We start from the raw sequence: 11,613 nt of genomic DNA on the forward strand, positions 1-11,613 counted from the left end.
CCGGAAATACCTTGTGCATCACCGGCAATGGGTGAGGGCGGCAGAGTTTTATGGAGGACACCGATCTGCTCTGGGGACATCATGGGTATGGACTTCAGGATGTCTTGGAATTGCTGAGGTTTCATGGCTGGAACTCCACTTTACACGACAATTCTCATGCTCAGGGAGTATAGACCATGTTAGCAACATTTAATTTGAACAGCGCCCATCATCTGCATCAAATGTTCCTAATCAAAATAAGAAACGGCGTTTGATAAAGGCGACCAGTTGTCTGAAGTTTTTGCCTGTTCTTTTTTATTCGGTTTGGGGTGAGGATCAACGGCAGTGCCGTCGTTATCGAATTGTTCCAGGCAGGCTTGTAATAATTCCCGGGTTTTTGTTTCAGTGGTGAGGGGAAGGTAATGGTTCAGTTGATGCAGCAGCTCGGGGTCTGAAAGGTGTAGAACCTTACCGAATTCCTGCCGGATTTGTCGTTTGGCTGCAAGCAGCCTCTCCAGAGAGGCTCTGGAAAGATCAACACTGGACACTCTCATCTCCTCCTGCCTGAAAATAGAAACACAGACGGTGTTTAATTATTAGTTGAATGGCCAAGATTCGAATAGCGAGGGCCAGCATAAAGGGGTTTATACAGGAAATACAGTCCTTTTCTTCAAAGAAACAGCAGGTCCGACGTTGTTCTTCCTCATACCAGCCTGACCAGGGCCGCCAGCGGTATTGTGACTGGCGGCAGCACCCTGATGATCCGGGCTTTCATTCTTTGAAATACCATCAGGGGGGTTCCGGTCTTTTCTTCAGCGGGCAGTGGCTACCTGCAGTTGTTCGTCTTCATTTTCCAGACGTTCACCTTTAGCCACCAGACGGGCGATGACTTTGGACAGTACCAGAGTCACCACGGCCATCAGCACAGCAAACAAGGCCAGTTGAGTGAAATAGCCGGTGTAGACTCCCTGAACGATTTCTGGCGTCAGTACCTGATCTTTGGGCAGGGCGATTTTTGTGGAAATAACTGCGGCCAGAATACCACTGAGCGACAGTGTCACAGAACGGAGTCCAATGGCAAAAGCGGACAAATGTTTCGGGACCATTTCAAAGATAAAACCGACGCCCAGAGCACCAACAATCAGTTCTGCCAGGGACTGGAAGAAGTGCACCCAGAGCACCCAGTCTGCGGCTATTTTGCCCTCTTCATTCAGGGCCGTTGTGGAGAGTGCCAGCAGGCCAAAGGCGGTGGCACTGAACAGGAACGCCACGGCAAACTTGGTGGGAATTGATGGGGAGATGCCCCGTTCATCAAGCCAGGCATAGGCATACACAACCGGTGCCCCCAGCACAAAACACCACAGAGGGTTAAAGGCTGCATTGGCTTCAGGACGGATGGGGATAAAGCCAAGGAGCTGGTCGCCCATCAGGTTGATGGCATAGATATTCATGGAGGTGGTCATCTGCCCATAGTAGAAGTAGAAGCAGATCAGGATGAACAGAGTGACCAGCACCGCACACATTTTGTATTTGTAGGCCGTTGAAGCCCGGAAAATTTCAAAAATAAAGTACCCAATGGCACAGGCCCCAAGACCGTAGAGAAAATATTTTCCTTCATCCAGGTTGGCAAATACCCAGTAAACCAGTCCCAGCATCACCACCGAAGCCACCAGAAACCCAAGCCAGACTTTCAGGCTCACCGGTTTTCGGTCCAGATCATTACCCACTTCCCGGAGTTCTTTTCGGAAGGTGAAAAACAGCACCAGCGTACAGAGCATCAGGAAAGAAGAAATAAAGAAGTTGCCCTGATAAGCCACATAGGCGACAAAGAATGGGAACAGGTACTGGGAAGCAAATGAGCCCAGGTTATTGATGGAGTAATTGACCGTCAAACCTTCCTGGAAATCCACACGCCGGTCATCGGGGTATGAATTCCCCAGGAGTACGGTTGGGCTGGTGGCCGATAGCCCTCTGGAGTAACCAATCAGGGCGATGGAAAAGATACTCAGTGGAATGCTGAGGCTCGAAGCTCCGATTCCCAGAAGGAAAAAGCCAATGGTGTATAACGTATAGCCAATGTAAACCGCCCTGAACGAGCCGATATAACGGTCTGCGGCAAAACCGCCTACCGCTGAAAATACAGGGCCAACAGCACCAAATGCACCCAGCATCATAATGGTGTCTGCTTCACTGTAATTCAGTTCATTCAGGAAATATTTGGTAAGAAGCACATAAACGCCATAAAAAGCGGCTCCCCACAGCAGCTGACGCAGGATAAGTACCTTTGCCATCTTTGGAAATCTGGAAGTAAACTTTTGCACACACTACTCCTTGAATTAAACAAAGTCCTGTAGCGGGCATCCGTCAGTGGTGAAAAAACAGACAATGCAATAACAATAAAAATACCCAGGGGAACAACAAGACCCCTTATACACGAAAGGAAAAACAACAACGGAACAGGAAAACCGCTACAGACGGTACTGAAACTATCACAGGCCGGTTGTTCAAATATTGATATAATTCAAACAATCAATGGGAGTTCTTTAAAATGTCTGGACTTAAATACGGAGCTATCAGTCGTGGGGCTCTGCATCTGGCCATTGATATGCAACAGCTTTACGGTGAACCGGGGGAGTGGTTTACGCCAGGGTTGAAAAAGGTCACTGAAAATGTGGTCAGGATTACCCGACGTATTCCCGAAAGAACCGTCTTTACCCGCTTTATTCCTGCAGAGTCGTCGGGTATCCCCCATGGCTGGCAACGGGTTTATAATAAATGGCGCTCAATCACAGAGCCAATGGGGCAGGGCAGCCGGGAATTGATGGGTGCTATCCAGTCGTTTATACCGCCTGCTTGCGTGGTTGATAAGTCCAGTTTTTCAGCCTTTTCAAGCCCCGCCTTCAACCGGATACTGAGTGAGCTGAATCCCGACACCGTGATTATTTCCGGAGTCAAGACCAATTATTGCGTCCTGGTCAGTGCTCTGGCCTCGGTCGAGAAAGGGTATCGCACCATTATTGTGGCCGATGCCGTGGCCACTTCTTCCATGGAGTGCCACACACTGATTCTTGAGCAAGTCCTGCCTGCTTTTGACCGGCAGATCGAAATTACCCTTACCGGGGAGCTACTCAACCACTGGTAGCTCCCGGTTGTTTCTACCAGGTTGGAAAAGAGAAGGTGTCAGGCGGCTTTCGCCATGGCTACCAGTTGTTGACGCACCTGCATGGTATCCTCTGCAGCCTCCGGGAATGGAATTCGAACCACTTTCCGTCCCAGTAGAAGGTGCATGCCTTCGCTGTCCACACCGGCCATTTTTGGGGTAACCCCTTCCGGGATAATAATTTTGGCTTGCTGGCAATATTTGACCATGGCGTCCACATGGTCATCGTTCATATGGTCAATCATGCCTTTGCCAGCACTTCCAAAGAATGGATTTTCCTTGCACAGCAACTCATTTTTAACCCAGAAAATTTTACCAAAGCCACCGATAAAGCGGGCACGCACCAATTTGATCCGGTAAAAATCAAAGGCGTGGGTGTTTTTGTAGTTCCGGGCCTGGGGGAAGAAATTGAAATAGTGTTCTGACACGTCTTTTACATCATCCGCGTCTTCGATTTTTTCAGCATCTCCCATCCAGGTCAGGCGTCCACCGGTGTGAACATCATCGGTATTGGTTTCACTGACGATCAACGATACCCGCGGGTCGTTTTCAATGTTTTTGGTGTGCTGGGCAATGGTGCTGATCTGAATCACCGGGCAACCCTGGGCGTCCAGGCAATAGGGCATCACTGACCCGAACGGGTAGCCCGGGACATCCTGGGAGTGGGTGGACAAAATGCCGTGGTATTCCCGGAGCATCAGTTGGCGGGCTTCAAATGCAGCTTCTTCCTTCGGTTCCATCGTTGTTATCCTCCAGGGAAAATACAGACCGCAACCAACCCTCCAGGGTTGGCAAACAGGATTGCCGCCGCATTATATAGGAATGAGATTGATTATCAATCACGCAATTGCATGTTGCCTTTTGTCAGGTTTCGATTCAGGATGAACCGGAAAACAATAAGCGGCTGATATAAGACAGTCGTCATTCACCTGAAATAAGAATAAGCATATGGACATTAAACACCAGAACATCCTGATCACCGGATCTGCCAGAGGACTGGGTCTGGCCATGGCCACACATTTTGCCGAACGGGGTGCCAATATAGGCCTGATTGACCTGGCTTCTCCGGAACTCCATGAATCAGCAGAACTTTGTCGTTCAAAAGGCGTTAATGCGATTCCCCTGCCCGCCAATGTGGCGGATGAGGAACAGGTTGAAGCTGCTGTTCAAAAGGCAGCAGCGGAACTCGGCCCCTTGAATGGGCTGATTAACAACGCCGGTATTCTCAGGGACGGCCTTCTGGTCAAGGCAAAAGAGGGCAAGGTGGTCGACAAGCTTTCTTACGCGCAGTGGCAGGCTGTTATTGATGTTAACCTGACCGGTGTCTTTCTCTGCACCCGTGAAGTGGCGGCCAGCATGATTGAAAGTGGTTCGAAAGGTACCATTATTAATATTTCCAGTATTGCCCGGGAAGGTAATTTTGGCCAGAGTAACTACTCTGCCGCCAAGGCCGGGGTGGCCGCCATGACGGTGACCTGGGCCAAAGAATTTGCCCGGTATGGTATTCGCTGTGCCGCCATTGCTCCCGGCGTGATCGAAACGGAAATGACCGGAAGTATGAAGCCGGAAGCAAAAGCCCGGTTGAATGCGGGCATCCCTGTTGGTCGCATGGGTACACCGGAGGAGATCGCCCACACCGCCGGATTTATCTTTGAAAATGATTATTACAATGGCCGGGTTGTGGAACTGGATGGAGGTTTGAGGATGTAGGCTATTGCCTCAATTCTTTTGTCTGGGAATTCACTGCTATCGTTTATCCGGTAGCAGTGCATTTAAAAAGGCAAGATTAAGTTGCTCAATAGCTGAATCGTACTTGGCGCGGTTATATCCAGATTTTCCTTCCTGCTAAAGAAAAAACGACTCTGGCTTTTCAGTGAAAGCCAGAGTCGTTTATATTCAATAAAACCTGTCTTGATATCAGTAGTCGTTACGACTTGCTGGTAAACTCGGGATAAGCTTCCATACCACACTCTGTAAGGTCGGCGCCTTCGTACTCTTCTTCTTCAGAGATACGCAGTCCCATGATGACCTTGATGACGCCCCAGACTACCAGGGAAGCGGCGAACACCCATGCGAAGATGGTGGCAATACCCAGCAGCTGTGCTCCGATTGTGGCATCACTGTTGGTCAGGGGAACTGCCAGAAGACCCCAGATACCCACAACACCGTGCACTGAAATGGCACCTACCGGGTCGTCAATGCGGAGTTTGTCCAGACCCAGGATGGAGAAGACGACCAGGGCGCCACCCATGGCACCGATCAAGGTTGCGCCAAGAGCGGTGGGAGTCAGAGGTTCCGCAGTGATGGCGACCAGTCCTGCCAGGGCACCGTTCAGGGCCATGGTCAGATCCGCTTTGCCAAACAGCAGTCGTGCTACGATCAGGGCAGCAATGACACCCCCGGCGGCACCGGCATTGGTGTTGACGAAAATCTGGGCAACGGCGTTGGCGTTTTCAACGTCGGCAATTTTCAGCTGCGAGCCTCCGTTGAAACCAAACCAGCCCAGCCACAGGATAAAGGTTCCCAGGGTTGCCAGAGGCAGGTTGGCACCGGGCATGGCATTGATGGCCCCCCCATTGGTGTATTTGCCTTTGCGGGCACCCAGCAGCAGGACACCAGCCAGAGCAGCGGAGGCACCGGCCATGTGAACCACGCCGGAACCGGCGAAGTCCTGGAAGCCTGCTGCGTTCAAGAAACCACCGCCCCACTTCCAGAAACCCTGTACCGGGTAAATAAAACCGGTCATAAAGACAGCAAACAGCAGGAAGGCCCAGAGTTTCATCCGTTCAGCCACGGCACCGGAGACGATGGACATGGCGGTTGCCACAAAGACCACCTGGAAGAAGAAGTCAGAGCGCAATGAGTAATAAGGCGCGTCGTCACCACCGGCGACCACCGCTTCAACGCTGTTCTCTGTCCCCAGCAGGGTGCCAAACATAGGCAGAATGCCGCCTTCATTAGCGCCGGGGTACATGATCTGGTATCCGCACAGCAGGTACATGGTGCAGGCTATGGCAAACAGGGCCACATTCTTGGTGAGAATTTCAACGGTGTTCTTGGAGCGCACCAGGCCAGCTTCGAGCATGGCAAAGCCAGCGGCCATCCACATGACCAGTGCGCCGCACATAAGAAAGTAGAATGTGTCGAGTGCATACGACAACTGAGTTGTATCTTCCACGGGACCCCTCCCAGTAAAATTTAAATTGTTTTTATCTTTTTTCTTCAGCCCAAGGCTGTTTATATACGGCTCAAGACTGATGGTGACTTTTACTGCTGAATGTTCACCGTATCCGGTGGCGTTCAGCCAAAGGGTTTATGCTGGCTCAGATGGCGTCTGCACCGGTTTCGCCGGTACGAATCCGGATCGCCTGCTCAAGGGCGGTGACAAAAATTTTGCCATCACCAATCTTGCCGGTATTGGCCGCATTGGACACCGCTTCAATGACTTGATCCAGCAAGTCGTCGGCAATGGCCACTTCAATTTTGACCTTGGGGAGGAAGTCCACCACATATTCAGCACCGCGATAGAGTTCGGTATGCCCTTTCTGGCGCCCAAACCCCTTGACCTCAGTGACGGTGATTCCCTGAACACCAATATCCGAAAGTGCTTCACGCACGTCATCAAGCTTGAAGGGCTTGATAATGGCTGATACCAACTTCATCGACGATTCTCCTGGCTGATTTTTATCTGCGAGTATTGACCGAAAGCGTTATCCGGGAGGGGTGATCTGGATAAACTGCAGTTTCCCGAGTCTACGCATTTCCATTTCTGTTACAAGCGCAACCGGCAGGAAAACAATTCAGTGACTCTTTAAGTACAGCCGGTAACCGACCACCCTCTTTGCGGTTTTCACTTATGCAGGCATTGTGCCAGCTTTGATCATCCCCTTGCGTTATCAGAGCCAGGCCCATAAGCCGCCATTAAGAGGGTTACAAAAAGCAGATGTATTCCGTGAATGCACTATATTGATGCACTGTAACCCTTTCGCGCCCTGCATTCGTGCACCAAAAAGAAGCATGCGAATGAAAGCACTTTTTCCAGAGAGCCTTTTCAGGCTTCGGGCAAACAAGGCTAACGCTTTCTCAGAACCCCTTCGGGAAATGGGAGCAAAGGTTCTTATCAGGGCTTGGTTTTTTTTATTTGGCCTGCTGATCGTCGCAATGCCTTTCATTACCGTTTCTGGAGCCCCCTTGGAAGACCGTCATAACACTGAGATTGTCACTATTGATGTCAATGACCCGGATGCGCCTTCGCAACTGCTCAGCGCCTATACCACGACAGGTATCGCCTATTTCAGTGGGCTGCCTCTGGCTTCAGACAGTGTGAGAGAAAACATACTCCGTACGGCCCGGCGTTTCTTTCATGGATACTCTCCGTCAGAAAAGGCCAAATTCCGCTTTGGGGTGCCCGGTTATGTCCGGGGCTACACCGGTCCGGGGAGTGAGCAATATGGCACGACCCATAGCAGTTACCGGGAGCATTACGTTGAGTCCCTGGACATAGTTAATGGCATGAAGCCATCGGACTGGCCTGAGCCATTGAGGGAGTCCGGCCTGATGGCTGAGCTGGAAGCCTACCGGAAAGAGGCCAGTGCTGCGGCCAGTTCTATTCTTGCACTGATTGAGAAAGCCCTTTCCCTTGAAGCGGGTTTTCTGGTCAATCAGCACCGGCTGGAGGTGGCCAACAGCACTTTCCGGTTGAACCACTATCCTGCTATGGGACAGACAAAGCGGCGGGGAAATATACGATTTGGTGAACACACCGATTTCGATACGCTCTCAGTGGTGATGCTGCTGGATGACGCAGAAGGGCTCCAGGTTAGAGACATTCAGGGTCGCTGGCGGTCACTGAAAAGAAAACCGGGCACTGTTCTGGTTCATGTGGCCGACATGCTTTCCCGCTGGAGTAATGACCGCCTGGTGGCCACGCCCCACAGAGTCTTTGCGGATGAAACTCTCAGTGTCTGGCCTGAACGGTATTCCCTTATCCTTTTTGTGGCGCCGCCAGCGAGTGCTCTGGTTGACTCAAAAGATCTTTATCCTGATGAGGCCCGCAAGTACCCACCGGTTACCGCAGGTGAATATCTTAAAGAACGGCTGGCACAGATTTATGGAAAGCAGCCATAGCAGCCCGATCAGCTATCGACTGGAATCATCGGCAAATGGCAGTTTTATGGTATGCTCATCGGCATTGATTCTATTGACCGCACCCAGCCAGACATTACTGATGATTGACAAAGCCACACTGATTAACACCATTGCCGGCAAGGCCGGAGAGATGCTCAGTGGTGAAAAAAGCCGTACCCGGGAAGATATTGAAAATAACATCCGGGCTCTGGTCAGCAGCGCTCTTTCCCGTCTGGAGCTGGTGACCCGGGAGGAGTTCGATACTCAGGTGGCGGTGCTGAAGCATACCCGGCAAAGACTGGAGGAGCTGGAAAAAATCGTTGAAGCCCTGCAGAGCCATGAGAGCGGTTCTCTGACTCCAACAGACGAATCACCCAGTGAATAGCTGATCGTCCAGGCAGCTTGTAGTCAACCTGCTATCTTTGTTGATCCAGAGCAGTGTAAGCGGTCAACAATCATCGATGGTATCAAGACTGGCACAGGTTCATACCCGGGCATGTCACGGCATTCATGCTCCTGCCGTTTCGGTGGAAGTGCATCTTTCGGCAGGGCTGCCTGCCCTGAATATTGTCGGTCTCCCGGAAGCCGCCGTTCGTGAAAGCAAAGACCGGGTCAGAAGTGCTCTGATCAACAGTGGTTTTGAGTTTCCCGATAGTCGCATTACGGTCAATCTGGCGCCCGCCGACCTGCCAAAGGAAGGCAGCCGTTTTGATCTGCCCATTGCCCTGGGGATTCTTGTTGCCTCAGGGCAACTTCCGACAACGGTGCTGGAAGACCGTGAATTTCTGGGTGAGCTGGCCCTGTCCGGCCAGCTAAGGCCGGTCAGGGCTATCTTGCCAGCTTCCGCTGCCTGTGACCGGCAGGGGAGAGAGCTCATCACTCCCAGCCAGAATGCCTCCATGGCCGCAATGGTTCGTGGAACCCGGGTGATTGCGGCCAGCAGCCTGTCTACAGTCTGTGGTTACATCAGTGGCAAAATCCAGATTGCCCCCAGTCAGGCCGACACTTCTGTCACCCATACCCGCTATCCGGACCTGGCTGACGTCCAGGGACAGAACCAGGCCAAGCGGGCTCTGATCACCGCCGCCGCAGGAAGCCATCACATCCTGCTCTTTGGTCCCCCCGGTTCCGGAAAAACCATGCTGGCCTCAAGACTGCCGGGGATACTTCCGCCAATGACGGAGGCAGAAGCCCTGGAGGTGGCGGCTATTCATTCTCTGAAAGCGGGCCAGGGGACGCTTGGCTGGAAACAACGCCCTTTTCGGGCGCCCCACCACACTTCCTCTGCTATTTCTCTGGCGGGTGGTGGTAGCCAGCCCAGGCCCGGTGAAATCTCCTATGCCCATAACGGCGTTCTGTTCCTGGATGAAATGCCCGAATTTCAGCGACAAGCCCTGGAAACGCTGAGGGAACCTTTGGAAAGTGGAGAAGTCATAATAACCAGAGTTCGCGGCAGTGAGCGATATCCGGCTTCTTTTCAGTTGATTGGTGCCATGAATCCCTGTCCCTGTGGATACCTTGGAGATCAGCAGCGTTCCTGCCGGTGCAGTCCGGAACAAATAACCCGGTACCGCAACCGACTGTCCGGCCCACTGGTTGACCGGATCGATCTGCAGATTGAGGTTGCATCACAGAGTACCCAGACTATTCTTGGTGATCAGGACTCGGGGGCTGGTCAGTCTGTGAACTCCCGAGGTGCCCGCCAGCAGGTGGTTAATGCCCGGGAACGACAACTGAAACGTCAGGGAAAAACCAATGCCCGACTTTCTGTCAAAGAGCTTCAGAGAGTCTGTCAATTGGGGCAACAGGAAAAAGGATTACTGACCCGCCTGGGTGATCGTTTGGGTATTTCTGCCAGAGCGCTTCACCGTACCTTGCGGGTAGCCCGGACATTGGCGGATCTGGATGCGTCTGAGCCTGTTTTGAAAAAGCATCTGGCGGAAGCGATTCAGCTTCGAAGACTGGACAGCACTAAACAGCTATAAGCAAAACAAGTGGCTATTAGTGGGCTGTGTCTTTTTTCCAAAAGTGTGAATCTGGCAACAGATTCTGAAATGACGATGTTCCCAATTAATAGCCAGTTTGGTTATTGAAACAATGGGAATCTGACCATTGATAAGCGCAATGGATTGGGCCTGAAAAGATATTTGAGAATGTATTCAAGAAAACAGTCAAAAACAGTCGTTGCAATTATTTCAATAATAAATGGTCGAAGATTTCTGAGATCTGCATCGAAAGGTTATAACCGTCCATGCAGTTTAATATTGGCTGTACTTGTTTTGCTCACCTGTACACAAAGTTTCTCTCAGGCGAAACCGGCAGTACCCATTAAAGGGCTGGATATCAATCTTAAGCAGCTTGAGAAAAACCAACGCACTTTCGATGAAAGTATGGGGGGCATAGGTGGCAAGGCATATGTGCCATTGGTTAATGAACATAAAAGCCACCGTTCATACTCTTATGGCGACTGGGTTGATGCATTTGATTTTGCTCTTGGGGGGATGATAAAAAAAACAGGCCGATATGCAAGTTATCTCTATGGAGAATTGCCTGAATTTCCTTATGAGTCCCTGAGCCGGTTCACTCAGTCCGCATATGAGCAAGGGAGTGCTACTGGGCAGTTCTTCTCCGAAAGCCTGCGAAATGGCTTCTCCTATACCCTTGAGCAGATGAGTCAGGCTTACTCAGCTGCTCGCCCCTGGTTGCCGGGCTTTCCTCAGTTCAATAACGTGGGTGGTTTTATGACCTTTGCCGGAGATACCACCTACCGTCGTTATTTTGCCCCGACCCAGCTGCTGTCTCCCCAGTCACTGCTGGGAAGCCTGGCTATTATGGTGGCAACGGGTTATAGCAATGTTGCAGTTGCCACAGAGGTGGCCAGTTTTGTCACAAACCCGGCTCTGCACATGGTGTTGTTCACCTTGACTACCGTTGTCACTCCTACGGCGATCAGCAGTGCTGCCAGCTATGCTGCGGGGCAGAGGCTGGGCTCAGAGCAGATACTGGTGAATGACCCCACGGTTAGAAAGCGTTTTATTCTCGAATTCAGTTATGCCTTTGATGGCCAGAGCAGGGTTTTGAATCTGTACCCGGTGGCCGCGCTGCCTGGGGATACTGCAGAGCTCCCTGGGCCCTGGAATAAGTTATATAACGCCTTAATGAGCAATGACATAACCGCCGTCCAGTTGTCATGGGATACTCGCATCAGTGGGGTCACTACCCAGGGCAAAAACATGATCAAGAATCAATCAGCCCAAGCACTTTCATCATATAGTCTTCATCCCAGCCACAGGTTTTACGTTTGTTCTTGATACCAGCCTTCACTGAAGTATCAAGCTTGAGAAGGT

Annotated in this window: 11 protein-coding genes; 6 read left to right on the forward strand and 5 right to left on the reverse strand. The window is 51.4% G+C overall.

Annotated features, from left to right (window positions below; translation table 11 throughout):
- Nucleotides 1–227 precede the first annotated feature (227 nt).
- Both ACNRUY_RS23890 and ACNRUY_RS23895 read right to left on the reverse strand, forming a co-directional pair.
- Nucleotides 228–527: a hypothetical protein gene (locus ACNRUY_RS23890; protein WP_488114180.1), complete on the reverse strand. Its 300-nt coding sequence runs from the start codon at nucleotides 525–527 to the stop codon at nucleotides 228–230.
- A 264-nt stretch (nucleotides 528–791) separates the two neighbouring features.
- A complete protein-coding gene (locus ACNRUY_RS23895; RefSeq protein WP_488114181.1) occupies nucleotides 792–2,270 on the reverse strand; it encodes a peptide MFS transporter in 1,479 nt (492 codons plus the stop codon).
- Nucleotides 2,271–2,527: 257 nt separating this feature from the next.
- Here ACNRUY_RS23895 and ACNRUY_RS23900 point away from each other — a divergent pair, with 257 nt between their 5' ends.
- Nucleotides 2,528–3,121: a cysteine hydrolase family protein gene (locus tag ACNRUY_RS23900; protein WP_488114182.1), complete on the forward strand. Its 594-nt coding sequence runs from the start codon at nucleotides 2,528–2,530 to the stop codon at nucleotides 3,119–3,121.
- 38 nt (nucleotides 3,122–3,159) lie between these two features.
- Here the strand turns inward: ACNRUY_RS23900 and ACNRUY_RS23905 are convergent, their stop codons facing one another.
- The gene (locus tag ACNRUY_RS23905) at nucleotides 3,160–3,879 is read right to left on the reverse strand and encodes a HugZ family pyridoxamine 5'-phosphate oxidase (RefSeq protein ID WP_488114183.1); all 720 of its coding nucleotides are present in this window, start codon (nucleotides 3,877–3,879) and stop codon (nucleotides 3,160–3,162) included.
- 208 nt (nucleotides 3,880–4,087) lie between these two features.
- Between ACNRUY_RS23905 and ACNRUY_RS23910 the strand changes: the two genes are divergently transcribed.
- Nucleotides 4,088–4,849, forward strand: coding sequence for an SDR family oxidoreductase (locus ACNRUY_RS23910; protein WP_488114184.1), 762 nt, complete (start codon nucleotides 4,088–4,090; stop codon nucleotides 4,847–4,849).
- A 217-nt stretch (nucleotides 4,850–5,066) separates the two neighbouring features.
- Here ACNRUY_RS23910 and ACNRUY_RS23915 read toward each other — a convergent pair whose 3' ends face one another.
- Together ACNRUY_RS23915 and glnK are read right to left on the reverse strand one after the other, a co-directional pair.
- Nucleotides 5,067–6,317 carry an ammonium transporter gene (locus tag ACNRUY_RS23915; protein WP_488114185.1) on the reverse strand — a complete coding sequence of 417 codons (1,251 nt, stop codon included), beginning with the start codon at nucleotides 6,315–6,317 and terminating at the stop codon, nucleotides 5,067–5,069.
- 145 nt (nucleotides 6,318–6,462) lie between these two features.
- Nucleotides 6,463–6,801: a P-II family nitrogen regulator gene (glnK, locus tag ACNRUY_RS23920; RefSeq protein ID WP_488114186.1), complete on the reverse strand. Its 339-nt coding sequence runs from the start codon at nucleotides 6,799–6,801 to the stop codon at nucleotides 6,463–6,465.
- A 361-nt stretch (nucleotides 6,802–7,162) separates the two neighbouring features.
- On the opposite strand from glnK, the gene ACNRUY_RS23925 reads away from it, so the two are divergent.
- The 4 genes from ACNRUY_RS23925 (at nucleotide 7,163) to ACNRUY_RS23940 (ending at nucleotide 11,577) form a co-directional block, all read left to right on the forward strand.
- A complete protein-coding gene (locus tag ACNRUY_RS23925; RefSeq protein WP_488114187.1) occupies nucleotides 7,163–8,266 on the forward strand; it encodes a 2OG-Fe(II) oxygenase family protein in 1,104 nt (367 codons plus the stop codon).
- The gene (locus ACNRUY_RS23930) at nucleotides 8,250–8,651 is read left to right on the forward strand and encodes an accessory factor UbiK family protein (protein WP_488114188.1); all 402 of its coding nucleotides are present in this window, start codon (nucleotides 8,250–8,252) and stop codon (nucleotides 8,649–8,651) included. The genes ACNRUY_RS23925 and ACNRUY_RS23930 overlap by 17 nt, the downstream gene beginning before the upstream one ends.
- A 76-nt stretch (nucleotides 8,652–8,727) precedes the next feature.
- Complete coding sequence (locus ACNRUY_RS23935) at nucleotides 8,728–10,251, forward strand: YifB family Mg chelatase-like AAA ATPase (RefSeq protein WP_488114189.1); 1,524 nt, start codon at nucleotides 8,728–8,730, stop codon at nucleotides 10,249–10,251.
- A 279-nt stretch (nucleotides 10,252–10,530) separates the two neighbouring features.
- Nucleotides 10,531–11,577: a hypothetical protein gene (locus ACNRUY_RS23940; RefSeq protein ID WP_488114190.1), complete on the forward strand. Its 1,047-nt coding sequence runs from the start codon at nucleotides 10,531–10,533 to the stop codon at nucleotides 11,575–11,577.
- Nucleotides 11,578–11,613 lie beyond the last annotated feature (36 nt).

The sequence above is a fragment of the Endozoicomonas sp. Z74 genome (assembly GCF_057680865.1).